The 23,259-nt window shown below is 71.4% G+C and carries 21 protein-coding genes; 11 read left to right on the forward strand and 10 right to left on the reverse strand.

Going from position 1 to position 23,259, the window contains the following annotated elements; translation table 11 throughout:
• Positions 1–6 precede the first annotated feature (6 nt).
• Both C8N24_RS08545 and C8N24_RS35330 read left to right on the forward strand, forming a co-directional pair.
• The gene (locus C8N24_RS08545) at positions 7–2,811 is read left to right on the forward strand and encodes a helix-turn-helix transcriptional regulator (RefSeq protein ID WP_170178944.1); all 2,805 of its coding nucleotides are present in this window, start codon (positions 7–9) and stop codon (positions 2,809–2,811) included.
• Positions 2,812–2,875: 64 nt separating this feature from the next.
• Complete coding sequence (locus tag C8N24_RS35330; protein WP_170178945.1) at positions 2,876–3,538, forward strand: collagen-like triple helix repeat-containing protein; 663 nt, start codon at positions 2,876–2,878, stop codon at positions 3,536–3,538.
• 51 nt (positions 3,539–3,589) lie between these two features.
• Here C8N24_RS35330 and C8N24_RS08560 read toward each other — a convergent pair whose 3' ends face one another.
• The 3 genes from C8N24_RS08560 to C8N24_RS08570 all read right to left on the reverse strand — a co-directional run bounded on the left by C8N24_RS08560 (position 3,590) and on the right by C8N24_RS08570 (position 9,877).
• Positions 3,590–4,582, reverse strand: a complete 993-nt coding sequence (locus C8N24_RS08560) for an SDR family oxidoreductase (protein WP_121249653.1) — start codon at positions 4,580–4,582, stop codon at positions 3,590–3,592.
• A gap of 26 nt (positions 4,583–4,608) precedes the next feature.
• Entirely contained in the window at positions 4,609–5,469 is an 861-nt protein-coding gene (locus tag C8N24_RS08565; RefSeq protein WP_121249654.1) for a helix-turn-helix domain-containing protein, read from the reverse strand.
• Positions 5,470–5,575: 106 nt separating this feature from the next.
• Positions 5,576–9,877 (reverse strand): ThuA domain-containing protein, encoded by a 4,302-nt coding sequence (locus tag C8N24_RS08570; RefSeq protein WP_170178946.1) that lies wholly within the window; start codon positions 9,875–9,877, stop codon positions 5,576–5,578.
• Positions 9,878–10,292: 415 nt separating this feature from the next.
• Here C8N24_RS08570 and C8N24_RS08575 point away from each other — a divergent pair, with 415 nt between their 5' ends.
• A complete protein-coding gene (locus tag C8N24_RS08575) occupies positions 10,293–10,877 on the forward strand; it encodes a DNRLRE domain-containing protein (RefSeq protein WP_170178947.1) in 585 nt (194 codons plus the stop codon).
• A 41-nt stretch (positions 10,878–10,918) separates the two neighbouring features.
• On the opposite strand, the gene C8N24_RS08580 is transcribed toward C8N24_RS08575, so the two are convergent.
• On the reverse strand, positions 10,919–11,386 hold the full coding sequence (locus tag C8N24_RS08580) for a carboxymuconolactone decarboxylase family protein (RefSeq protein ID WP_170178948.1): 468 nt from the start codon (positions 11,384–11,386) through the stop codon (positions 10,919–10,921).
• Between the two features lie 79 nt (positions 11,387–11,465).
• On the opposite strand from C8N24_RS08580, the gene C8N24_RS08585 reads away from it, so the two are divergent.
• A complete protein-coding gene (locus C8N24_RS08585) occupies positions 11,466–12,323 on the forward strand; it encodes a sigma-70 family RNA polymerase sigma factor (protein ID WP_121249657.1) in 858 nt (285 codons plus the stop codon).
• On the opposite strand, the gene C8N24_RS08590 is transcribed toward C8N24_RS08585, so the two are convergent.
• Positions 12,294–13,688 (reverse strand): MDR family MFS transporter, encoded by a 1,395-nt coding sequence (locus tag C8N24_RS08590; RefSeq protein WP_121249658.1) that lies wholly within the window; start codon positions 13,686–13,688, stop codon positions 12,294–12,296. The genes C8N24_RS08585 and C8N24_RS08590 overlap by 30 nt on opposite strands.
• A gap of 59 nt (positions 13,689–13,747) precedes the next feature.
• On the opposite strand from C8N24_RS08590, the gene C8N24_RS08595 reads away from it, so the two are divergent.
• Complete coding sequence (locus C8N24_RS08595) at positions 13,748–14,308, forward strand: TetR/AcrR family transcriptional regulator (RefSeq protein WP_121249659.1); 561 nt, start codon at positions 13,748–13,750, stop codon at positions 14,306–14,308.
• A gap of 1 nt (position 14,309) precedes the next feature.
• Here C8N24_RS08595 and C8N24_RS08600 read toward each other — a convergent pair whose 3' ends face one another.
• A complete protein-coding gene (locus tag C8N24_RS08600; protein ID WP_245971793.1) occupies positions 14,310–15,137 on the reverse strand; it encodes an EamA family transporter in 828 nt (275 codons plus the stop codon).
• A 125-nt stretch (positions 15,138–15,262) separates the two neighbouring features.
• Between C8N24_RS08600 and C8N24_RS08605 the strand changes: the two genes are divergently transcribed.
• Complete coding sequence (locus C8N24_RS08605) at positions 15,263–15,559, forward strand: hypothetical protein (RefSeq protein WP_121249661.1); 297 nt, start codon at positions 15,263–15,265, stop codon at positions 15,557–15,559.
• On the opposite strand, the gene C8N24_RS08610 is transcribed toward C8N24_RS08605, so the two are convergent.
• Entirely contained in the window at positions 15,466–16,524 is a 1,059-nt protein-coding gene (locus C8N24_RS08610) for an ABC transporter substrate-binding protein (RefSeq protein ID WP_121249662.1), read from the reverse strand. The genes C8N24_RS08605 and C8N24_RS08610 overlap by 94 nt on opposite strands.
• Before the next feature lie 65 nt (positions 16,525–16,589).
• On the opposite strand from C8N24_RS08610, the gene C8N24_RS08615 reads away from it, so the two are divergent.
• Positions 16,590–16,973, forward strand: coding sequence for a VOC family protein (locus tag C8N24_RS08615; RefSeq protein WP_121253036.1), 384 nt, complete (start codon positions 16,590–16,592; stop codon positions 16,971–16,973).
• An 11-nt stretch (positions 16,974–16,984) separates the two neighbouring features.
• On the opposite strand, the gene C8N24_RS08620 is transcribed toward C8N24_RS08615, so the two are convergent.
• The gene (locus C8N24_RS08620) at positions 16,985–17,395 is read right to left on the reverse strand and encodes an arsenate-mycothiol transferase ArsC (RefSeq protein ID WP_121249663.1); all 411 of its coding nucleotides are present in this window, start codon (positions 17,393–17,395) and stop codon (positions 16,985–16,987) included.
• Positions 17,392–18,483: an ACR3 family arsenite efflux transporter gene (gene arsB, locus C8N24_RS08625; RefSeq protein ID WP_281272621.1), complete on the reverse strand. Its 1,092-nt coding sequence runs from the start codon at positions 18,481–18,483 to the stop codon at positions 17,392–17,394. Before arsB ends, C8N24_RS08620 begins: the two co-directional genes overlap by 4 nt.
• An 85-nt stretch (positions 18,484–18,568) precedes the next feature.
• Here arsB and C8N24_RS08630 point away from each other — a divergent pair, with 85 nt between their 5' ends.
• From C8N24_RS08630 to C8N24_RS08645, 4 genes are all read left to right on the forward strand, one after another.
• Entirely contained in the window at positions 18,569–18,922 is a 354-nt protein-coding gene (locus tag C8N24_RS08630) for an ArsR/SmtB family transcription factor (RefSeq protein ID WP_121249664.1), read from the forward strand.
• A complete protein-coding gene (gene arsM, locus C8N24_RS08635; protein ID WP_121249665.1) occupies positions 18,910–19,812 on the forward strand; it encodes an arsenite methyltransferase in 903 nt (300 codons plus the stop codon). Before C8N24_RS08630 ends, arsM begins: the two co-directional genes overlap by 13 nt.
• The gene (locus tag C8N24_RS08640; protein WP_121249666.1) at positions 19,809–20,312 is read left to right on the forward strand and encodes an arsinothricin resistance N-acetyltransferase ArsN1 family A; all 504 of its coding nucleotides are present in this window, start codon (positions 19,809–19,811) and stop codon (positions 20,310–20,312) included. Before arsM ends, C8N24_RS08640 begins: the two co-directional genes overlap by 4 nt.
• A 430-nt stretch (positions 20,313–20,742) precedes the next feature.
• The gene (locus tag C8N24_RS08645) at positions 20,743–21,906 is read left to right on the forward strand and encodes a toll/interleukin-1 receptor domain-containing protein (protein WP_147447702.1); all 1,164 of its coding nucleotides are present in this window, start codon (positions 20,743–20,745) and stop codon (positions 21,904–21,906) included.
• Positions 21,907–22,140: 234 nt separating this feature from the next.
• Here the strand turns inward: C8N24_RS08645 and C8N24_RS08650 are convergent, their stop codons facing one another.
• Entirely contained in the window at positions 22,141–23,196 is a 1,056-nt protein-coding gene (locus tag C8N24_RS08650) for a tyrosine-type recombinase/integrase (RefSeq protein WP_170178950.1), read from the reverse strand.
• Positions 23,197–23,259: the final 63 nt, after the last annotated feature.

Raw genomic sequence — 23,259 nt, forward strand, 5'->3', positions numbered from 1 at the left:
GGCGGCGTGCGCGAGTTGATCGAGCGGGAGGCGGAGCTCGCGCCGTTGCGGGACGCGCTGGACCGGGCGCGTGCGGGCGAGGGGTCGCTCACGTTGGTCGAGGGACCGCCCGGCATCGGCCGGACCTCGCTGCTGGACCGCGTGCGCCACGAGGCGCGCGAGCGCGGCCTGACGGTGCTCACCGCACGCGCGAGCGAGCTCGAGCAGTCGTTCGCGTTCGGCGTCGTGCGGCAGCTGTTCGAGCGCGAGCTGCTGGGCGCGTCGGCGGACCGTCGCGCCGAGCTGTTGTCGGACGCCGCCGCGCTGGCGGCGCCGGCGTTCGGGCTCGAGGCCGCCGCGCCCGCCGTGGTGGACGCGCCGTTCTCGGTCCTGCACGGCTTGCACTGGCTGACGGCCGCCTTCGAGCCGGTCCTGATCGCGGTGGACGACGTGCACTGGGCCGACCAGGCGAGCCTGCGCGCGCTGCTGTACCTGGCGACGCGCCTGGAAGGCCAGGCGATCGCGGTCGTCCTCACCGCCCGCACGGGCCCGGCACCGCTGCTCGACGAGCTGGCGGTCGCCGCCGCGCGCGTGCTGCGCCCGGCGCCGCTCACGCGCGCGGGCATCGCGGCCTTCCTGTCCGACCACGCGGGCCCGGCGCCCGCGGCGCGCCCGGCTTCCCCCGTCGCGGACGAGCTCGTCGCCGCCGCCGAACGCGCGACCGGCGGCGTGCCGTTCCTGCTCGAGGAGCTCGCGCGGGCCTTGCCGGCCGAGCCCGCGCAGGTCGAGCGGCTCGGCTCGCGTGCGCTCACGGCGTCCGTGCTGCTGCGGCTCGGGCGGCTGCCCGCGCAGGCGACCGCGGTCGCGCGCGCGGTCGCGATCCTCGACGGCCACGCCGAGCTGCGCCACGTCGGCGTGCTGGCCGGGGTGGCGGACGCCCAGCCGAGCGTCGACGCGCTCGTGGCCGAGGGCTTCTTGCGTCCCGGTCGCCCGGTCGCGTTCGCGCAGGCGATGGTGCGCGCGTGCGTCCTCGACGGGCTCACCGAGGCCGAGCGCGCGGCACTGCACGCGCGGGCGGCCGGCCTGCTCCGCGACGCCGGTCTGCGTGCGGACGTCCTCGCTCCGCACCTGCTGGCCGCCGAGCCGGAGGGCGACGCCGAGGTCGTGCGCCAGCTGCGCACCGCCGCCGCGCGGGCGATGCGGCAGGGCGCCCCCGAGGCGGCGCGGGCGTACCTGCGGCGCGCGCTGCGCGAGCCGCCCGCCATGGACGCGCTGGCCGCCGTCCTGAGCGAGCTGGGCGCGGCGGAGTGGGCGTGCGGCGACGACCTGGAGGCCGCGACCGAGCACCTGCGCGAGGCGCTCGCCCGCACCGACGACCCGACGCTGCGGCCGGCCCGCGCGCTCGCCCTGCACCAGGCGGTGTTCGTGTCGGGCCGGCTCGTCGAGGCCTACGAGCTGCTCGAGCGCGAGATCGAGGAGCTGGGCGGGATCGCCGACCCCGAGGACGTGTGGCGGATGGAGGCGGCGCTGTCCTCGATCGGCCTGCTCAACCCGGCGACCGTGAGCCGCGCGAACGGCCGGCTCGCGCGGTTCGAGACGCTCCGCGGCGAGACGCCCGGCGAGCTGCTGCAGATCGCCAACGTCGCCTGCTGGAAGTGGGCCGCGGGAACGGCGGCGGAGACCGTCGAGCACGGCCGCCGCGCGCTCGCCGCGGCGCGCGTGCAGGCGGCCGACGCCGCGGACTCGATCCCGATCTACGAAGCGCTGTGGGTGCTCACCTACGCGGACGCGCACGAGCTGGCGCTGTCGGTGCTCGACGACACGCTCGCGGACGCACGCGCGCGCGGCTCGGTGTTCGGCATCTCCACGTCGTGCGCGCTCCGGGCGCTGATCGCATGGCAGCGCGGGGACGTCACGCGCGCCGAGCAGGAGGCGCGCACCGCCGCGGTGCTGCCCGGCCTGTCGGGCTTCGTCCGCCCGCCGCTGTTCGGCGTGCTCGCGCTGGCGCTGGTCGCGCGCGGTGACCTCGACGGCGCCGAGGCCGCGATCGCCGAGAGCGGCTGCGGGCCCGCGCTGCCGCAGTTCGTCTGCCTGAACCCGGTCTTCTACGCGCGCGGCGTGCTGCGCGCCGCGCAGGGCCGCCACGAGGAGGCGCTCGACGACTTCACCGAGTTCGGCGAGCGCTCGGCCCGCATCAACCTGCGCAACCCGGGCGACCCGTGGCGGCTGGGCGCGGCGGAGTGCCTGCTGCACCAGGGCAGCGCGGCGGAGGCCATCCGGCTCGCCGACGAGCAGCTCGAGCTCGCCCGCCGCTGGGGCACGCCGTCGGCGCTCGGCGTCGCGCTACACGGCCAGGCGCTCGCGCACGGCAGCGACCCCGCCCGGCTCGCCGCCGCGGCGGACGTGCTCGCGGACTCGCCCGCGCGACTGGACCACGCGCGCTGCCTCGTCGACCTCGGCGCCGCGCTGCGGCGCGCCAACCAGCGCGCGGCCGCGCGGGAGCCGCTGCGCGAAGGGCTCGAGCTGGCCCGCCGCTGCGGCGCCGACGCGCTCGTCCGGCGCGCGCACGAGGAGCTCGTCGTAGCCGGCGGACGGCCGCGGCGGCAGATGTTCAGCGGTCCGGACGCGCTCACCCCGGGCGAGCGCCGCGTCGCCGAGCTGGCCGGCGACGGGCTGAGCAACCGCGAGATCGCGCAGCTGCTCTACGTGACCACCAAGACGGTCGACAACCACCTCGCGCGGGTCTACGGCAAGCTCGGGATCTCCTCGCGCGCGCAGCTCGCGGACGCGTTGCCGGCGACCGCCGAAGCGGTCGCCGAAGAACTCGCGTAAGGCGAAGCGCACCCGGTGCGTCTTAGGGAGCAGTCCACACTCTCTCCCCGGAGGCTCTCCCCAAATGCTTCGTCCCTCCCCCGCCATGGTCGTCGCCGTGATCGCCCTCGTCGGCTCGCTCGGTGGCACCTCCTACGCCGCCGCGACCCTCGCCAAGAACAGCGTCGGCTCCGCGCAGCTGCGCACGAACGCCGTCACCTCGGCCAAGGTCAAGAACGGCACGCTGCTCGCCAAGGACTTCAAGGCCGGCCAGCTGCCCGCCGGCAAGACGGGTCCCGCCGGCGCCACCGGCCCGGCCGGTCCCGCGGGCGCCCAGGGTCCCGCCGGCCCGGCCGGCCCGCAGGGTCCGATCGGCCCGAGCCACGCGCTCACCGCCACGAAGGAGACGCACAACGTCGGCATCTCCGGCACGTCCCACACGGTGCTCACCGAGACGCTGGCCGCCGGCGACTACACGTTCATGGCGTCCGCCGGCATCGAGAACACGAGCGGCTCCGACGGCGAGTTCACGTGCGCGATCCTCGAGCCGATCGGTGACTTCACCGCGACGCTCGGCGAGGTCGTCGTCTCGCTCGCCGACAACCAGAAGGCCGCCATCAGCGTCGTCGGTGCGACGCACACCGACGGCACGACCGTCGAGCTGAACTGCGACTCGACCGCCGGTGGCCAGTTCGCGACCGTGACCGAGCCGCGCCTGATCACCACGCAGGTGGGCAAGGTCGACTGATCCCGGGAGGGGGTTGCGCCCGGCGGCCCGAGGGGAGCCGCCGGGCGCTGGTCACGCGAGCAGGCTCTCGGCCGTCGCGACCACCGTCTCCTCCAGCGGGCGCGGCTGCCACCCGAGCACCCGCCGTGCCTTCTCCGCGCTGAGGTGCCGCAGGTTGCCGGCCTCCCGCGCGATCGGCTCCAGCGCCGGGTTGGCCTTCGCGGCCTCACGCAGGACGTCGACCGACAGCTCCTGCGTCGGCACGTTCGCCGCCGCGTCGCCCAGCCGGTCGCGCAGGATCCGGGCGATGTCCGCGAGCCACACGCTGTCGCCCCCGGCGGCGAGGAAGCGCTCGCCCGCCGCGGCCGGGTCGGTCATCGCGCGCACGTGCAGGTCGGCGGCGTCGAGGACGTCGACGACGGCGAACGCCAGCGGCGGGATGCCGCCCGCCATCGAGCCGTCCAGCAGGCCGGAGATCATCCCGATCGATGCCGAGTGGTCGCCGTCGAGCACCGGCCCGAAGATCGCGGTCGGGTTCACCACCGTGAGCTCGAGCCCGACGTCGCGCGCGTAGTCCCACGCCGCCCGCTCGGCGATCGCCTTGGACTTGATGTAGGCGCCGATGTCGGCGTCCGGGTCGGTCCAGTCGGCCTCGGTGAAGACGTGGTCGCCGGGCTCGCGGCCGTAGCCGATCGCGGCGAACGAGCTCGTGACGACGACGCGGCGGACGCCGGCGTCGCGCGCGGCCCGGAGCACGCGCAGGGTGCCGTCACGCGCAGGCACGATCAGGTCGTCCTCGTGGTCGGGTGCGCCCGCGGGAAACGGCGACGCGACGTGCAGGACGTAGTCGGCGCCCGCCACCGCCTCCGCCCAGCCGGCGTCGGCCAACAGGTCGGCGGCGAAGACCGTCAGCCGGTCGCCCGCGTCGGGCACCGCCGCGCGCACCTGCGGTTCACGCTCGAGCGAGCGGACCGTCGTGCGGACGTCATGGCCCTGCTCGAGCAGCTTGATGATCGTGTGCAGGCCGAGGAAGCCGGAGCCCCCGGTCAGGAGCACGGTGGACATGCGAGGTTCTCCCTTTGGAGTCGGGTTCAGGCGGCGTGAGGCGCGCGCGTGGGCGCGGCCTCCGCGATCAGCGACGCGAGCAGCGCGAGCGCGCGTTCGGACGCGCTCCCGGGCTCGGGCTGGTGGATGACGAGCGTCTGGCCAGGGGACCCGCTGACCTCGAGCTTCTCGTAGCGCAGCTCGACGGTCCCGACCTGCGGATGGTGGATCACGCTCGTGCCCCGGCCGACGCGCGGCCGGACGTCGTGCCGCGCCCACAGCCGGCGGAACGCCGCGCTCTCCAGCGAGAGCTCACCGACCAGCGCGACCAGCCGCGGGTCGCCGGCGGCGTCCGCGGACACCGCGCGCAACCCGGCGACGACGCTGCGCGCGATCCGGTCCCAGCCGTCGCCGAACAGGTCACGCAAGGACGGGTCCAGGAACGTCGCCCGGTACGCGTTGACGCCGACGGCGAGGCCGGGCATCAGCGCGGCGGCGAGCGGCGTCGTGGCCAGGATGTCGCCGAAGCGGTTCATCACCGACACGGGCAGGTCGCCCAGCCGGTCGAGGAGGCGCGCGAGGTCGGGCGAGACCGTCTCCTCACGTGTGCGGGCGCGAGGTCGCTGCGCCGGCGGGGTCGCGAGCTGGTGCAGATGCGCCGTCGCGGCCTCGTCCAGCTGCAGCGCCGCGGCCAGCGCGTCCAGCACCAGGGGTGAGGGATGTCGGTCACGGCCCTGCTCGAGCCGGACGACGTAGTTGACGCTCACGCCGGCGAGCTGCGCGAGCTCCTCCCGGCGCAGGCCTGGCACCCGTCGCGGGACGTCGTCCTCCCGCAGCCCGACGTCGCCGGGCAGCACCCGTTCCCGTCGTGCGCGGAGGAACTCCCCGAGGCGGTTGCCGTCATCCATGCCCAGGACACTAGGCCCCGGGCATGGCGTGAAGGTGCCCCCGTCACTCACACCCGGGGGCCGACGGCCGCGGCGACCCCCGAGCGGGGTCGCCGCGGCGCTGCGATCACGGGTTCGTGGTCGACAGCGTGAACGTGACCGTCTTGGAGTACGAGCCCGTGCGGAGCGGCTCGTTGGCGCCGATCGACTGCTTGAACGTGACGTTCACGCGGTCGTTGGACACCGGTGCGTTCCACGAGGACTTCGAGAACGACACCTGCAGCGGCTGCGCCAGCGAGAACGCCCCGTTGGTCAGGCGACCGGGGTCGTTGACGCTGAGCGTCGCGTCGCCGGCCGTCGAGATGACGTCGGCGGTCGTACCGGCGGTGTACGTGTCGGCCTTGCCCGGGACGAACGCCCCGAACGTGGCCGGCGCGCCGAGCGACAGCGACAGGGTCGCCGGAACGCTGCCGCCCGCCGTGCCCGGCGTCTCCGTCTTGGTGACGGTGATGCCGTTGCCATTGAAGTGCACCCAGTTCAGGTTGAACAGGTTGGCGCCGGTGGCGCCACCGTCCACCTGGCGGAACACGAGGAACAACTCGTTCTTGCCCGCGAGCGAGATCGGGAAGTCCAGGCTGTTCCAGGCGGTGGTCGAACCCGTCGACGTCAGGTTCAACGTGGTCACGATCGGCCCCGTCTGCGAACCCGTGCGGACCTCGATCGCCGCGAGCGGCGAGCCGACCGTGCGACCGGCGGCGGCGTCCGTGTAGCGGACCGTCAGCGACTCGATCTGGTGCAGGTTGAACGGACCGTTCAACCGGATCCAGTCGTTGTTAGCCAGGCTGCCTCGGTGCGTACCCGCCACACCGTTGTCGGTGTTCGTCGCGGTGTTCGTGCCGGACTGCGTGGTGACGTTCTCGACCTCCTGGCGCTTCTGACGGACCTGCACCTGCGTGGTCGTCTTGAGCGCGGGCACGTCACCCGCGGCGCCCTGGTCGACGTACTCGGCGCTGATCACGCCGAACACGTTGCCGCCGTGCGACGCCTCGTCCGCACCGGTCTGCAGGAACCCGCGGCAGCCCGAGACGCTCTGCAGCTCGTGGCCGTGCGAGTCGTGGCCGAGCACGTACTTGACGTTGACCCGGCTGCAGTCGATGTTCGGCTCGTCCGGATCGGTGACCGTGACCTTGAACTCCAGCGTGTCGCCGAAGGAGAACGTGCCGCCGTCGAGCGGCGCCTCGATCGTGATCGTCGGCGCCGTGTTGCCGCTCGTGATGAGCGTGCTCGTCGACACCCGCTCGCCGGTGGAGTCGGTCACCGTCAGCACGGCGGTGAAGCGGCCGCGCTTGGTGTAGGTGTGCGTCGGGTTGGGCTCGGTCGAGAGCGGCGAGCCGTCACCGAAGTCCCACTCGTACTTGATCGAGTCGAGCGGGTCGGGATCCATCGAGCCGGCGCTCGAGAAGTTGACCGTGAGCGGCGTGCCGCCGTCGGTCTTGTCCGTGGTGATCACGGCCTTGGGCGACTTGTTGCCCTTGTTGTACTCCCACTTGTACATGCCGGCGTCCGGGCTGATGACGTTGAACCCGTTGCCGTAGGTCAGCAGGTAGAACGCGCCGTCGGCGCCGAACTGCATGTCCATCGGGTTGTCGCACTCGAACTGGAACGTGCCGTTCGTGTTGTTCGAGCGGCTGCCGCAGTCGAGGAAGCCGTTGATCTTCACGATGCGGCCCTGCTCGTCCAGGCGCATCTCGCGCAGCGTGTCCATCTGCCACTCGCCGAAGACGACCGCGTCGTTGTAGTACGGCGGGAACTTCTTCGGGTTCGGGTTCGCCGGGTCGTACTTGTACTTCGTCATGCCGTGCGGGCCGACGCCTCCGGTGTAGAGCTCCGGGAACAGCCGCGGGCACTCGGTGGTCGAGCCGGGCGCGATCGGGCCCGGAGTCGGGTCGGAGTAGGCCTGGCACGGCGTGCCGAGCGGCGCGCCGGTGTTGTTGTCGCGGTACGAGTACCAGATGGTCGGGTCGGTGACCGGCGGGACGTCACGCAAGCCGGGCTCGACCGACGGACCGCCCTCGATGTTCCACAGCGAGTCGTTGCGCTGCGTCGGGCCGTTGCACTCGTGCAGCTTCGGCGGGGTGTGCAGCGGCGTGCCCACCGTCGTCGTGTTCGGCTGGAACTCGTGGAAGTTCCACTCGTAGTACGCGAGGTCGCGCTTGTAGCACGTCGGCCACCCGTAGTTGGCCGGCTTGCGCACGATCTCGAAGCGGCCGGTGCCGGCCGGTCCGCGGCCGCGCGACTGGACGTTGCTGTCGGGCGAGTAATCGCTGATGTACGCGACGTCGTTCTCATCCACCTGGATGCGGAACGGGTTGCGGAAGCCCATCGCGTAGACCTCGGCGCGGGTCTTGTCCTGCGGCGCGCCCGCGACGAGCGGGTAGAGGTTGCCGGCCGGGATCGTGTACGCGCCGGTGCCGCTGCCGGTGAAGTCCGCCTTGTTGGCGTCCGCGGCCGCGATGTTGTCCTTGACGTTGATGCGCAGGATCTTGCCGCGGAGGTCGTTCGTGTTGAGCGCGCTACGCCGCGAGTCGCCGGTGAGGCGCTGGTACATGCCGCCCTCGGCGAGGCCGCCGGTGTACACCTGGCCGCCCGGAGCCGGCGCGACCGCCGTAGCCACCGTCGGGTTGTCGCCGGTCAGACCGCCGCTGTTGGAGGCGATCAGCGGCTGGTTCGTCTGGCTCTTGCCGCGACGGAAGAACACGTTGATGGTCGTCGTGTTGACGGTGTTCGGGTTCGTCTGCGACGGGAGCGGGCTGACCTGGATCTCGTCGGCCTCGATGTTCGGAAGCGCCTCGAGCGCGGCGTCGATCGCGGGCCCGTTCGCGTTGTACGCGATCGGGGCCGTCGTCTGGCCGTCGAACGTCAGCGTGAACGTGCCGCCCGTGGCGTTGTTGACGCGCACGGTCTGCTGCTCGTCGGTCTTCTGCGAGTTGAACGGGCCGAAACCGCCGGCGTTGATGCCGCCGGCCGGCGTGTCGTCACCCGTGACCAGCCACAGGTTGCCGTGCTTGTCGAAGTCGATATCGCCCGAGACGTGGCAGCACTCCTGCCGGTTCATCGGGACGCGGAGGATCTGCTGCTCGGTCGTCAGGTCCAGGCGCGCATCGCTGGTGGGCGTGCTGTCGATGAACTTGAAGCGGCTGAGCTGGTGGTAGCCGACGTACGGGTCCCACGCGTCCTTGGTCGGCGCGGCGTCCGGCGGCCGGGTGTTCGGCGTCGTCTGCGTGACGATCTGGCCGTTGGACAGCTTGACGTCCGTGACCGTCTGCGGCGAGTAGAAGAGGTAGACCCACTTGTTGGTCGCGAAGTCCGCGTCGACGGCCGGCCCGTAGAGGCCGTCCTCGCCCGCGGAGTAGATCCGCTGGGTCGACGGCAGGCGCGGGTTCTGGAAGTCGGCGATGACCGTGGTCTTGCCGGTCTTCGGGTCGTGCATGCGCAGCGTGCCGAGGCGGTCCGTCTGAAGGACGCGGCCGTCCGGGAGCTGGTCGAAGCCGATCGGCTCCTGCAGGTTCGGCGGCGAGCCGATCTTCGTCTGCTGGTAGTTCTTCAGCACGGTGGCGCCGCAGTCGCTGTAGGCCGGGTCGCTGTTGCCCGTCGCCCACTTGATCGCGCCCTTGAGGTGCGTCGTGAGGGTCGCGTCGAACGCGGCGGCGGTGTTGCCGAGCGCGGTGTAGAACGAGCGGCCGCCCTGGAAGTCCTTGCAGAAGGAGATCGGGTGGTCGGCACCCATCGTGCCGCCGGCGATGCCGTCCAGCGTCTGACCCTGGGGCTGCGGGCCGAACGGGTCCTCCACGACCGAGGCCAAGACGTGCGAGTTGCCGCGGATCTTGAGCTTGGCGTCGGTGGTGTTGAAGTTGTACCAGTGGTCGTCGCGGTCGATGACGAGCGGGAGGTCCTTGCTCGCATCATGCACGCGGTCGAAGACCTTGACCGAGCCCGTCTGCTGCGGGGTGCGGCTGGTCGACCGGGTGCCGAGGACGTCCGTCATGAACTGCCATGACGCGTCGGTCTCCACGGCGGATCCGATGCCGACGTAGCCGCCGCCCTTCTTGAAGTACGCCTCGAAGTTGGCCTTCTGCGCGTCGGTCAGCGGGCTCGTCAGGCCGGTGTTCAGGAAGACCACTGCACGGTAGGTCTCCAGGTTCTCCGGCGTGAACTGCTCGCCCACCGCGGCCGGCGCGGGCGCGGTGACGGTGAAGGTGTCACCGCTCGCGGCGTTGTTGATCGCGGCCAGGCCGGCGGTCGTCACCGCGTCGGTGGTGCTCGTGACCACGAGCACCTTCGGCGCTGCGGCCGCGGGCGCGGCTTGCGCCACCTCCGGCAGCGCCAAGGCAAGCCCCAGCAGCGCCAGGCTTGCGCATTTCCCTCTCATCCTCTCCCCCTCGTTGCTGATCCGGGCCATCCGGCCCAGATTTGTTGCGTGAGAGGCGAAACTACCTGGGATGAGAATTGTCTGTCAACCTGACAACCAGATTGTGAGTCGTCCGGGTTAGTGCGGTGAGCGCACGAAGGCGTGCCGGGTCGCGAGCGAAAGAGGCGGCAGGTGCGACAGCCGTCTTTGCGCCCGGACCCGGCGGTACGCGCCCCGTGTGCGCTGGCGAAGCGCGGCACGCGCCCCCGCACGTATACCCGAACCGCCAAGTGACGCGTGTCACCGCGTGAACCTTGACAGTCATCGTCTCCTCAGTATTTGATCCTCGCGTCGGTGCTTGCCGGGGTGGCTCCCCGGCCCAGGCCCCCAACTCAAAGGCAGGTGCGAGATGTACGCGAACGCGACTCACGAGGTCGTGCGTTGGCTGTCGTCCAGATGGAGCGTCATCGCCGCGTGCGCGGTGCTGTGCGTGGTCCCGGCGAGCGCGAGTGCGACGGAGGTCCCGTTCGAGGTGACCGAGTCCTGCGTGATGATCAACTACCCGCCCGAGCCCTGCGACGGCGAGACCGACCCGATCGTCGGAATGGACGACCAGGGGTACCGGTGGCACTCGCTCCTGAAGTTCGACGTCAGCTCGATCCCCTCGACCGCCGACGTGAACGAGGCGACGCTCCGCCTCTACCAATCCGATGAGTCAGGCGGCTATCCCACGGCGGTGGACGCATCGGCGGTGGCCAGCGACTGGTCATCTTCCGGCATCTACGAGTTCCACTGGTGGACCTGGACCACGCCCGGCGGCGACTTCACGGCCCCGAGCGAGGAGGCCGTGCCGAACGGCGTCGGGCAGTGGACCGAGATCGACGTCACGGACCTCGTCGCCGGGTGGGTCGGCGGACCCGCGGACAACTACGGCGTCGGGCTGACGATGCCCGGGGCGACGGTGTACGAGCCGTACGTCGTCGAGTTCTCGGACGCCGAGCTCGTCGTCGACTACGACTGACCGGGTCGGGGGTCTCGCCTCGGCGAGACCCCCGCTCGGCGCTACCAGCTCTGCTCGCCGACGATCTGCCGCGTCGCGACGTTCAGCCGGTTCCAGACGTTGATCTGCGCGATGTCGAGCGCCAGCGCGGCGCGCTGCGCCTCGTCGAGATGCTGCGAGACCTCCTCCCAGAGCTCGTCCGGGACCGCGTCCGTCTGGTCGGCGAGCCGCGTCAGGGCCTCGGTGAGCGCGAGCGCCGCGCGCTCGGCCGGCGTGAAGTAGGGCGTATCGCGCCAGGCGCCGATCGCGAACACGCGCTCCTCGCTCTCGCCCGCCTTGCGCAGCGCCTTCGCGTGCATGTCCACGCATACGCTGCAGCCGTTGATCTGGCTCGCCCGCAGGTGCACGAACTCGCGGTTGATGGGCAGCTTCACGCGGCTGATCGACTGGCTGAGCGTCTGCAGCGCGTCCATCGCGCCCTCGACGGTGAACACGGGCTGCGGTTGGCGGGCGGTGAGGGTGGTCGGCATCGTGAGCTCCTTGTCACGTCGCGTCGGTTGGGACGGTCAATGCCCTGACCAACCGATTCGCGAGGATGTGACAAGCGAGATGGACGACCTCGAGGTCTTCGAGCAGCACCGGCCGCACCTGCACGCCGTGGCCCTGCGGATCCTCGGCTCGGCCGCGGAGGCCGACGACGCGCTGCAGGAGGCGTGGATCCGCGCGAGCCGCGCCGGTCTCGACGGCGTGGAGAACCCCGGCGGGTGGCTCACCACGATCGTCTCGCGCGTGTGCCTGACGCTGCTGGACAGCCAGTCGCGCCGGCGCGAGGACGACGGCCACCTGCCGGACATGGTCGTCGCGCGCGTCGACGAGCACGCACCCGACCCCGAGCGCGAGGCGTTGCTGGCCGACGCGGTCGGCAGCGCGCTGACGGTCGTCCTCGACACGCTCTCACCGGCCGAGCGCGTCGCGTTCGTGCTGCACGACCTGTTCGGGCTGCCGTTCGACGACGTCGCCCGCGTGCTCGACCGCTCGCCGGACGCCGTCCGCCAGCTCGCGAGCCGCGCGCGCCGCCGCACCCGCGGCAGCGATCCCGACACCGCCGGGGCCGACCGCGCGGTCGTCGACGCCTTCCTCGCCGCCGCGCGGGGCGGCTCGTTCGAGGACCTGCTGGCCGTGCTCGACCCGGGCATCACCCTGCGCGCCGACCTCGGCACCGGCGTCCTGCAGGTGATCCACGGCGCGCGGACGGTCGCCGAGAGCGCCCGCGCGATCGGCCCGACACGGGCGCTGCCGGAGCCCGTCATCGTCGACGGCCGCGTCGGCGTGCTCGTGCACGCCGGCGGCGCGCCGGAGCGGATCATGCGCTTCACGGTGCGCGAGGGCCGGATCGCGGCGATCGACGTCATCGCCGAGCCCGCGCGCGTGGCGCGCCTACTCGGCCTGCGGCCGGCGGCCGGGTAGGAGCAGGGCGGGGACGAGGGCGGCGCCGGCGAGGCCGACCGTCCACCAGAACGTGGTGCCGAACGCGTCCGTCGCGGACGTGGAGTCGGCGAGCGCGTGCTGGAGGATGACCGCGAGCACGGCGGTGCCGAGCGAGCCGCCGATCTGCTGGATGATCCGCATCGACGCGGTCGCGCCGGGGATCGCGGCGCGCGGCACGTCGGCGTAGAAGGAGGACATCACCGGCACGATCGCCAGGCCGAGGCCGACGCCGCGGACGAACAGCGCCGCGCCGAGCAGCACCTCGCTCGTCCCCGTGGTGACCAGCGCGTAGGGCAGCGTCGAGAGCGTGCCGAGCGCGAGCCCCGTCAGGACGAGCCCGCGGGGCGCGACGCGGTCGCTCAGGCGCCCGGCGACGACCAGCGCGATCATCGTGCCGGCGCCCTGCGGCGCGAGCAGCAGGCCCGCCTCCAGCGCGCTGCGGTCGCGGGCGATCTGCTCGAACAGCGGCAGCAGGAACATCGCACCGAACAGCGAGCCGCCGAGCGCGAACATCAGGCCACTCGCGGCGGCGAACGAGCGGACGCGCAGCAGCCGGACGTCGATGATCGGCTCCGCGCGGGTGCGCAGCGCGTGGACGACGAACACCGCGAGCAACGTCAGCCCGAGGCCGAGCGGGATCAGCACCTGCGCCGCGCCGAAGCCGCCGGCGTCCCCCGCCCGCGAAAGGCCGAAGACGATCCCGGCCAAGGCGGGCGACAGCAACGCCAGCCCCGCGAAGTCGAGGCGGGTCGCGCGGCGGTCCTCGGCGCGGTCGTGTGGCATCCAGCGCCAGGCGAGGAAGAGCGCGGCGAGGCAGACCGGGACGTTGACGAAGAAGATCCAGCGCCAGCTCGCGCCGTCGACGATCAGCCCGCCGATCACCGGGCCGAGGATCGGGCCGAGCTGCGCCGGGATCGCGACGATGCCCATCGCGCGGCCGATCCGCTTGGGACCGGCGGCCTGCGCGAGGATCGACTGCATCAGCGGCACGAGCATCCCGCCGCCCAGGCCCTGCACGACGCGGAACACGATCAAGCTCTCCGCCGACCACGCCAGGCCGCACAGCACCGAGCCGCCGAGGAACCCGGTGAGCGAGAACAGCCACATGGTGCGCCCGCCGAAGCGGCCGACCGCCCAGCCCGTGAGCGGGATCGCGACCGTCAGCGCGAGCAGGTAGCCGGTCGAGACCCACTGGATGGTCGAGATCGTGGTGTCGAGCTCCGCGCCGAGCCGGTCGATCGCGACGGCGACGATGGTCGTGTCGAGGATCGCGGCGATCGCGCCGAGCAGGAGGACCCCGGAGAGGCGCAGCAGCTCCGGGGTGAGGCGGGTGTCGTCGGTCATGGCGATACACCGTATCGCACAAACGATACGGTGTATCGCCCAGTTAGGATCCGGGCGAGATGCCGCCCCAGCGCCCAGTGCTCACGCGTGACGCGATCGTCGCCAAGGCGGTCGAGGTCGCGGACGCCGAGGGCCTCGACGCGGTCTCGATCCGGCGGCTGGCCGCGGAGCTGCCCGCGCGGCCGATGAGCCTCTACAACCACATCGGCGACAAGACCGAGCTCGTCGGCCTGATGCTCGACCGGATCGTCGACGAGGGCCTGATCGGCGACGCGCTGTCCTCCGACTGGCGCGAGGCGCTGCGTCAGATCGCCCGCGCCGCCCGCGAGTCCGCCGAGCGGCACCCGTGGCTCACGGCCGGCCTCGGCGGCGCCGGCTCACGGCGCGAGAGCTTCCGGCGCCATCACGAGGAGTCGATGCGCGCGCTGGCCGGGCTCCGCGGCAGCGATGCCGACAAGCATCGCCTGCTCGCGGCGGTCGACTCCTACACGTTCGGGCACGTCGCGCTGACGTCGGCCCGTCAGACGGTCGCGAACGACGACCTGCCGATCCCGGCGGACACGTTCGACGTCGGCCTGGAATGGCTGCTGGCGGGCGCGGCCGCGCGCTTCGAGCCCTGAGCTACGGGTCCGCGCCCCGGGTGGCCCCGGCCGACGCGACGACGACGCACAGCACCGCGAGCCACTGGACGCCGCCGAGCGACTCGCCGAGCACGACCAGGCCGATCAGGCACGCCATCGCCGGCTCGAGGCTCATCAGGATCCCGAACACGCGCGGCGGGAGCCGGCGCAGCGCCTCGAGGTCCAGCGTGTACGGGACTACCGACGACAGCAGCGCGACGCCGAAGCCCGCCGCCAGCACCCACGGCTGCAGCAGGGCCGTGCCGCTGTCGGCGACCCCGGCGGGCACGGCGATGAGCGCCGCGACGACCATCCCGAGCGCGAGGCCGTTGCCCTCCGTCGTGTGCCGCCCGAGCGCCGCGCCGACGAGGATGTAGAGGCCCCAGAACGCGCCGGCCGCGAGCGCGAGCAGCACGCCGAGCAGGTCGAGATCACCGTCGCCCTCCATCAGCAGCACCACGCCGCCGGCGGCCAGCAGCGCCCACACCACGTCCAGCGCGCGCCGTGACCCGCCGACGGCGACGGCGAGCGGCCCGAGGAACTCGATCGTCACCGCGATGCCCAGCGGGATCCGCGCCAGCGACAGGTAGAAGCACAGGTTCATCAGCCCGAGGACGACGCCGTAGCTGACGACGGCCGTCCACGCGCGCCGGTCCAGCGTCAGCGCCGGTCGCCACAGGGCGGTCAGCACCGCCGCGGCGAAGAACAGCCGCAGCGCGACGGTCCCGAAGCTGCCCACCTCGTCGAAGAGCTGCTTCGCCACCGCCGAGCCCAGCTGGACGCTGACGATGCCGAGCAGCACCAGTGCGGTCGCCGGGATCGTGTCCAAGGCACGCCCGGCCCGCGCGGTCAGGGAAGACCACGTCGGCGTGTGCCGCGATGAGTCCAGTCGTCACTGATCGGGTTCACACCCGCAGTATCCCCGTTTTCGCCCGGCTGCGACCATCCATGCGTATGAAGCACGTCTCCGAAGCCATCCGGCGCGAGATCGACCAGGCCCGCGGCGGCGACCGCCCCGTGGCCTCCGTCCGCGTGACGGAGAGCGCCCTGCCGGGCACCGTCGCGGCCGTCAGCCTGTCGCCGGAGCGCGCGGAGTCGCTACGGCTCGACGCCCGCCTGGCCGAGGCCGCCGTCGAGATCCTCGTCCACCCGGACGACTACGCCGAGCTGCTCGAGGAGCCCGGGCTCGAGCTCGGGGAGGACTCCGGCGTCCGGCGCGTGTTCGGCGTCCCGCTGATCGACGCGCTGTAGCGCACGCGGAACGCGTCCGGGTTCGCCGGGTCGCGGTCGACCACCTGGATCGGCGGCCACGCCCACTGCCAGACGCTGACGCCCGGCACGCGCGAGAAGGTGATGCGACCGCGCGTTCCCTCGACGTCCACGTCCGCCCACGGCGCGCCGAGCGCGAGGATCGTGTCGTAGCCCTCGAAGGCGACGAAAGAGGGAGCGTCGCCGAGCGCGTCGCGGAGCGCCGCCTCGACGCGCACGCCGAGCGGCGTGAGCTGGTCGGGCAGGTACCGCAGGAACGGGATGCCGGTCCAGTCCGCGAACTCGGGTTGCCCGGCGGGCGCGCCGATCAGGACGTGCTCCAGGCGCGGGTCGCGGCGGACGGCGGCGACGATCGACGTCGACGGCTCGGGCGCGCCGACGAGCAGCAGCAGCGCCGTGGCTTCGCTCTCCGCGAGTCCGTCGGTGACGTCGTCGGGCTGGAGCTCGACCACGTCCAGGTGCTCGCGCAGGATGCGCGTCCCGGCCGCCCAGTACACGCTCGGCTGCTTGACGACGGCGATCCGGCTGTGCCCGGCGTCCTTGAGGAAGTCGGCGTAGAGCGACCAGCCGCGCGACTGCGGCGGGGCGATCCGCGCCACGACCTCCGTCGGCTCCTCCGTCAGCGCGTCGAGTACCGCCGACGAGCACAGGAACGGCAAGCCGAGCGCATCGGCCGTCGCCGCGGCGGTCCGGGCGACCACGCTGTGGTACTCCCCGACCACCGCGGCCACGCCCAGCTCGGCCAGCTCTTCGACGGCTGCAGCCGCCTTCGCCGGATCGGCCGCGGTGTCGCGGACCACGAGCTCGACACCGCGCTCGGTCGCGGCGAGCTGCAGGCCGGCCAGCAGATGCCGGCCGGCGTCGACCCACCCCGGCTCCGTCAGCGGCACGAGCGCGCCGATCCGCGTTACCCGGGTGCCGCCGGTAGCGTTACTTCGCTCGGTCATGCCTGAAGCTAGCGCACGGCGCCGGCCCGCCACGAGGTATCGTCCCGGACATGGTCGGCACGCCCGTGCCCGATGAGCGCGTGAACGTCCGCTACATGGTCGACGACGTCGAGACGGCCCTGGCCTTCTACGTCCAGCACTTCGGCTTCACGGAGAGCCTCAACGCCGCACCGGCGTTCGCCGACGTCGTCCGAGGCCACCTGAGGCTGCTGCTCAGCGGCCCCACCAGCTCGGCCGGCCGCCCGATGCCCGACGGCCGCACCCCGGCCCCCGGCGGCTGGAACCGCCTCCACTTCATCGTCGAGGACCTCGCGGCCGAGGTCGACCGCCTGCGCGCCGCGGGCGTGCACTTCCGCAACGACATCGTGCGTGGCCCCGGCGGCCAGCAGATCCTGCTCGAGGATCCGTCGGGCAACCCGATCGAGCTCTTCCAGCCGGCAGCCCGATAGGGGGCGCCGGCTCAAGGCGAGAGCGCCCCGTCAAGCTCGGCGAGCAGCGCCGCGACGCGCTGCTGGATCTCGTCGCGCGTCGCGCGCACCTCGTCCACCGGGCGCCCCTTCGGGTCCGGGAGGTCCCAGTCGAGGTAGCGCTTGCCCGGGATGTACGGGCACGTGTCCCCACAGCCCATCGTCACCACGAGGTCGGCGCGCTCGGCCAGCTCGTGCGTGAGCCGCTGCGGGCGTCGGCCTGACAGATCGACGCCGAGCTCCTCCATCGCCGTGACCACCTCGGGGTGCACGTGGCCGCCAGGGTCCGCGACGCTGCCCGCCGACTCCGCGGTGTGCCGGCCTTGGGCGGCGCGCTCGAACAGCGCCTGGCTCATCTGAGAGCGGCCGGCGTTGTGCAGGCAGACGAACAGGACGTGGCTCATCGGACGGGCTCCGGGATCGAGGGGAAGGAGCGGGTGCGAAGCCAGAGGGCGACGTAGACGAGCGCGACCAGGACCGGCACCTCGATGAGGGGGCCGACGACGCCGGCGAGGGCCTGGCCCGAGCTGGCGCCCCAGACGCCGATGGCGACGGCGATCGCGAGCTCGAAGTTGTTGGACGCGGCGGTGAACGCGAGCGTGGACGTCTTCGGGTAGCCCAGGCCGAGCCAGACGCCGGTGAGGAACGAGAGGGCGAACATGGCGGCGAAGTAGACGAGCAGCGGGATCGCGATGCGGACGACGTCAAACGGCTGGTCGGTGATGGCGTCGCCCTGGATGGCGAAGAGCATCACGATCGTGAACAGCAGGCCGTACAGCGCGACGGGTCCGATCCGCGGGAGGAAGGCGCGCTCGTACCAGTCGGCGCCGCGGCGCCGCAGCCCGACGACGCGGGTCAGGTAGCCGGCGAGCAGCGGGATGCCGAGGAAGATCAGCACGGTGCGCGCGACCTCCCACATCGAGACCTCGAAGCCCTGGGTGTCCAGGCCGATCCAGCTCGGGAGGCCCGACAGGTAGAACCAGCCGAGGACCGAGTACGCCGCGATCTGGAACAGCGAGTTGATGGCGACCAGCAGCGCGGTGGCCTCGCGGTCGGCGCAGGCGAGGTCGGTCCAGATCAGCACCATGGCGATGCAGCGCGCGAGGCCGACGACGATCAGCCCGGTCCGGTACTCGGGCTGATCGGCGAGGAACAGCCACGCGACGGCGAACATCAACAGCGGCCCGACGATCCAGTTCAGCACGAGCGAGCTGATCATCAGCTTCCGCTCGCCGCGCAGGCTGCCGATCTCCTCGTAACGCACCCGCGCGAGCACCGGGTACATCATCAGCAGCAGCCCGAGCGCGATCGGCAGCGACACCGTGCCGACCCGCAGGCGGTCGAGGGCGTCGTCGAACCCCGGGATCAGCGATCCCAGCGCGAGGCCGGCGGCCATCGCGAGCGCGATCCACAGCGGCAGGAACCGGTCGAGGGTCGAGAGCCTGGCGACGACTGGGTCGCGGGTCGATGCGGAGGTGGCGGTGGCGTTCACACGTGAGCCTGGTCGGCGACGGTCGTTGACGGGCCGCACCGTATCCATTGACAACTGCCAATTCAATCGATACTGATGTATATAGATGGCCGTCGATCTGGAACTCGCACCCAAGACCAAGCGCCCCGCCGGCGAGCCGTGCTGTGAGCCGGTCGTCTATCCCGACGTCGATCGCGACCAGGCCGTGCGCATGGCCGAGATCGCCAAGGCCCTCGGTGACCCCATCCGCCTGCAGCTCGTCGACGTGCTGCGCAAGCACGCCGGCAAGGTCTGCGTCTGCGAGCTGGTCCCGCTGTTCGACGTCTCCCAGCCCACGCTCTCGCATCACCTCAAGAAGCTCCGCGACGCCGGCATCGTCGACTCGGAGCGCCGCGGCCTGTGGGCCTACTACTACGTCCTCCCCGACGCACTCCAGGAGCTGACCGCATGGCTGAGCTGACCGAAGAGACCACCGCTGCATCCTGCTGCTCGTCCAGCGTGCAGGAGACGTGTTGCGAGCCGTCCGAGAAGGCCGCCTGTTGCGAGACCAGCGGGGCCGGCGGCACGTGCGGCTGCGCGGCCGGCAAGACCGCCGACGCGGACGAGCTGCGCGAGACCGTCCGCGCCCGCTACGCCGCCGCCGCGGTCGCCACCACCAGCGAGTCCGGCAGCGGCTGCTGCGGCCCCGACGCCGGGCTCATCACGGACGAGCAGGCCGACCTGTTCGGCCGTGGCCTCTACGCCGACGGCGAGCAGGGCCAGCTCCCCGAGGAGGCGCTGATCGCGTCACTCGGCTGCGGCAACCCGACCGCGATGGCCGAGCTGCGCGACGGCATGACCGTGCTCGACCTCGGCTCGGGCGGCGGGATCGACGTGCTGCTCTCCGCGCGGCGGGTCGCGCCCACCGGCACCGCCTACGGCCTGGACATGACCGACGAGATGCTCGCCCTCGCCCGCGCCAACCAGGCCAAGGCCGGGATCACCAACGTCCACTGGCTCAAGGGCCAGATCGAGGCGATCCCGCTCCCGGCCGAGAGCGTCGACGTCGTGCTGTCGAACTGCGTCATCAACCTCTCCACCGACAAGCCGACCGTCCTCCGCGAGGCCGCCCGCGTCCTCAAGCCCGGCGGTACCTTCGCCGTCTCCGACGTGATCGCCGACCCGGACATGGACGCCGCCACCCGCGAGGACATGCAGCAGTACGTCGGCTGCATCGCCGGAGCGCTCACCCACGACCAGTTCGTCCAGTACCTCGCCGACGCGGGCCTCACCGACGTCGAGATCACCGCGACCCACCGCGTTCACGCGCACGCGGCGTCGGCGATCATCCGCGCTCGCAAGCCCGAATGAGCGACGTCGAGCTCCGCGCGGGTCGCGCCGACGATGTGGCCGCCGTCACAGCCATCTACAACGCCGGCATCGCCGACCGCGTCGCCACCTTCGAGACCCGGCCACGCGATCCGCACGAGCTCCGCGGCTGGGCGACCGACGGGCAGCCCTTCATCGTCGCCGAGCAGGACGGACGCGTCCTCGGCTTCGCCCGCGCGGGGGCGTACTCCGATCGCTGCGTCTACGAAGGCATCGGCGAACACGCCGTCTACGTCAGCCCCGACGCCCGCGGCCAAGGGCTCGGCCGACAGCTTCTCGACGAGCTCTGCGCCGAAGCCGAGCGCCACGGCCTCTACAAGCTCACCAGCCGCATCTTCACCGACAACCACGCCAGCCTCGCCGCCCACGACGCCGCCGGCTTCGACCGAGCCGGCATCCAACGCCGTCACGGCAAGCTCGACGGCCAATGGAAGGACTGCGTCCTCGTCGAGAAGCTCATCGGCGAGGCCGCACACGACTGAGCGACCCACACCGGGCGGTTAACGACGAAGGCCCCGCTTTCGCGAGGCCTTCATGCAGAGCGCGCCCGAGAGGATTCGAACCTCTGACCTTCGGTTCCGTAGCTTGCCTGAGCGTGGTCTCGTTGGACCGGTTCGGCTCTGTTGAGCCAAATTAGTTGATCCCAGTTGCCTTGGGTTGCGTTGAAATTGCTACCCAACTGGTACCCGCCCAAGACCAGTCTGGCTCCCCGACGAGATGCAGATCGTTGTCGTCCATAAGCTGGGACACCCACTCGGTCTGCGCCAGGCGAGAACAACGGCTCACGAAGGCGCCGAGCGCCCGCCCGCGAAGTCGCCCGCTGCCGCCCATATGTCGCACAGAGGACACTCACTGGGAAGAGGCCTATGAACTGAGGAGCCTCTGCCGATGCATATTGGTTAGGATGCCTTGATGGCGCTAAAAGGCTTCTGGTCGTACGTTCACGCTGACGATCAAGCGGAGCACGGCCGCATTGCGCAACTCGCTCGAGACGTCGCGCAGCAGTTCGAGATGCTGACCGGGGAGCCGATCGAGCTTTTCCTCGACCAAGACGCTCTCGAGTGGGGCGACAAGTGGCGCGCGAAGATCGATTCGAGCCTGGCATCGATCGCGTTTTTCATTCCGGTTATTACCCCGAGGTACTTCCGGAGCGCGGAGTGCCGGCGCGAGTTCCAATTCTTCGCACGCCAGGCGAAGGCGTTCGGCGTCACCGAGCTAGTTCTCCCAGTGCTGTACGTGGATTTCCCGGGCCTGCACGACGAGGATGCAGACGACGACTTGGTCGCCCTGATCCGAGAGTTTCAGTGGCAAGACTGGTCAGACCTGCGCTTCGCCGAGAGGGAGTCCGGCGATTATCGACGAGGCGTCACGAAGCTCGCCCAGCGCTTGGTCGACGCAAATGCTGCCGCCGAGAAAGTCGACGCAGCAGCCGCGGCGGAAGCATTGGCGTCCTCCGACCCCTCCTCTAGTGACGAAGAGCTGGGAATTATCGATCGCATTGCGGCAGCCGAAGACGCAATGCCAGCGTGGAACGAGACACTCGAGAAGATCGGACTTGAGCTTGAGCGAATCCGCGAGTCTGTGGAACGGGGCACAGCCGGGTTCCAGCGAAGCGACGCTCAGGGCAAGGGGTATGCCGGACGCCTGCGAGTCGCGCGACAAGTCGCTACGGATCTAGACGCTCCTGCTGGAGATCTTCGCGAGCTCGGCAACGAATTCGCGTCCCATCTCCACACGATCGACGCCGGAATCCGGGAGATCATCGAGCAATCAGGCATCGCCTTTGACGAAGATCCATCGATCAAGGACGAGGTCTGCGAGTTCTTTGGCTTGGTCCGCGACTTGGCGAGGGCATCAACATTTGCGCTCGAGGGCATGCAGGGCATGCTGAAAGCAATCGCGCCCGTGGAACGTCTGTCGCGCGACCTACGTCCCCCTTTGCGAGCGATGCGCCAAGGGCTGACTTCCATGCTGGAGGGGCAGGAAGTAACAAGGGAGTGGGTTGCGCTCCTAGACGCATCACCGGTCGGCTGTGACGCAGACGACTCAACCTGGGAGCCACCCAGCGACGGGTAACTCCCGCGACAGGCAACGCGGGCGCCTTGGCGAGGTCTGCGTCCACGAGTCGATCCCGCTCTTCGACGTGGCGCAGCCGACGATCAGCACCACCTCAAGAAGCTGCGCGACGTCGGCCGCCGTCGACTCCGAGCGCCGCGGCCCTTTAGGCCTGCTTCTACGTCCGCCGGACGCGCTCCGAGAGCTGACCGCCGGGCTGACCTGAGCGGCAACGCGCCAACACCACGAACAGGGCTAAAGGTTGGCGGGCTCCCTGCCGATGACATGACTACGAGCCGCCCACCGGGCGGCTTTCGTCGTTCTCGGGTCGTTGGGCGTGACCCTGTCGAGATCGAGGCTGCTTGAGCCGAACGCTCGCTCGGCCCAAGCAGCTCCCTGTGACGGGTCCGGCGCGAAGTCTGCGTCGACCGCGGTCGTCTTGTAGTCGCGGTGGCCCATCCAACCCTGGAGGGTTCGCAGCGGGGCACCGGCCGCGGCCATAAGAGTGCCGTAGGTGTGGCGCAGGTCGTGGAAGCGGAGCGGCCGGAGACCTGCGCGTGCCAGCGCCGCCTTGAAGCGCTCGCGCATGTTGCTCGCGTCGTATGGACGGCCGCTGTGTGGGTGGCCGAAGACCAGCTCGTCGTCGTGCTGGTACGTGGACTGCGAGAAGTGGCGCGCCAGTGCGGCCGCGACGCGGTCGGGCATCGGGACGGCGCGCACCGATCGGCGGCTCTTGGGCGTTGTGTACTGGCCGCGGGAGAAGCTGCGTCGGACACGGACCACGCGCGCGTTCCAGTCCACGTCGCGCCAGCGCAGCGCGGCGAGTTCGCCTTGGCGCAGCCCGGTCGTCGCGGCAGTCAGCCACAACGCGCGATCGGTAGGCGCCAGCAGGTCATCGCCGGCGGCTCGCAGCAAGGCTTCGAGCTCCTCGCGGTCCAGGAAGCGGATGTCGGGATCGCTCGATGGTGAGGGTGGCCGGTCGACGAAGTCGACGGGGTTCCGCGGCGCCCACTCGCGGCGGACCGCGAACTTGAACAGCGCGTGGAGGGAGTTCAGCTGGTTCTTGACGGTGTTCGGGGCGAGCCCGTCGCGCCGCTTAGTGGCGATGAAGTCGGCGACCTTATGGGGCGCTATCGCCCCGATCGGCGTCGCGCCGAAGAACGGGCCGAGGTGGCGGTCGAGCATGATCCGGTAGTCCTGGATCGTCGTGCGCTTGCGCTGCATGACGTGCTCCAGGTGGTCGAGGTAGACGCCGCCGGCGGCGAGGATGTCAGTCGTCGAATGCTCCCGCGGGGGCGCGAGCGTGGCCATCAGCTCGCGGAGCCGCTTCTCCGCGGTTCGGCGCGTGAGGCCGTCCGGGCCGACGGTCCCTTG

The organism is Solirubrobacter pauli, from assembly GCF_003633755.1.
GTDB classification, from domain to species: Bacteria; Actinomycetota; Thermoleophilia; order Solirubrobacterales; family Solirubrobacteraceae; genus Solirubrobacter; species Solirubrobacter pauli.

Coding starts and splice junctions, on each gene's coding strand:
- C8N24_RS08585 (WP_121249657.1), top strand. CDS start 11,466: ATGGACGACCTCGAGGTCTTCGAGCAGCACCGGCCGCACCTGCACGCC.
- C8N24_RS08610 (WP_121249662.1), bottom strand. CDS start 16,524: ATGACCGAGCGAAGTAACGCTACCGGCGGCACCCGGGTAACGCGGATC.
- arsM (WP_121249665.1), top strand. CDS start 18,910: ATGGCTGAGCTGACCGAAGAGACCACCGCTGCATCCTGCTGCTCGTCC.
- C8N24_RS08640 (WP_121249666.1), top strand. CDS start 19,809: ATGAGCGACGTCGAGCTCCGCGCGGGTCGCGCCGACGATGTGGCCGCC.
- C8N24_RS08560 (WP_121249653.1), bottom strand. CDS start 4,582: ATGTCCACCGTGCTCCTGACCGGGGGCTCCGGCTTCCTCGGCCTGCAC.
- C8N24_RS08620 (WP_121249663.1), bottom strand. CDS start 17,395: ATGAGCCACGTCCTGTTCGTCTGCCTGCACAACGCCGGCCGCTCTCAG.
- C8N24_RS08595 (WP_121249659.1), top strand. CDS start 13,748: ATGCCGCCCCAGCGCCCAGTGCTCACGCGTGACGCGATCGTCGCCAAG.
- C8N24_RS08590 (WP_121249658.1), bottom strand. CDS start 13,688: ATGACCGACGACACCCGCCTCACCCCGGAGCTGCTGCGCCTCTCCGGG.
- C8N24_RS08580 (WP_170178948.1), bottom strand. CDS start 11,386: ATGCCGACCACCCTCACCGCCCGCCAACCGCAGCCCGTGTTCACCGTC.
- C8N24_RS08650 (WP_170178950.1), bottom strand. CDS start 23,196: ATGGCCACGCTCGCGCCCCCGCGGGAGCATTCGACGACTGACATCCTC.
- C8N24_RS35330 (WP_170178945.1), top strand. CDS start 2,876: ATGCTTCGTCCCTCCCCCGCCATGGTCGTCGCCGTGATCGCCCTCGTC.
- C8N24_RS08645 (WP_147447702.1), top strand. CDS start 20,743: ATGGCGCTAAAAGGCTTCTGGTCGTACGTTCACGCTGACGATCAAGCG.
- C8N24_RS08630 (WP_121249664.1), top strand. CDS start 18,569: ATGGCCGTCGATCTGGAACTCGCACCCAAGACCAAGCGCCCCGCCGGC.
- C8N24_RS08570 (WP_170178946.1), bottom strand. CDS start 9,877: ATGAGAGGGAAATGCGCAAGCCTGGCGCTGCTGGGGCTTGCCTTGGCG.
- C8N24_RS08605 (WP_121249661.1), top strand. CDS start 15,263: ATGAAGCACGTCTCCGAAGCCATCCGGCGCGAGATCGACCAGGCCCGC.
- C8N24_RS08565 (WP_121249654.1), bottom strand. CDS start 5,469: ATGGATGACGGCAACCGCCTCGGGGAGTTCCTCCGCGCACGACGGGAA.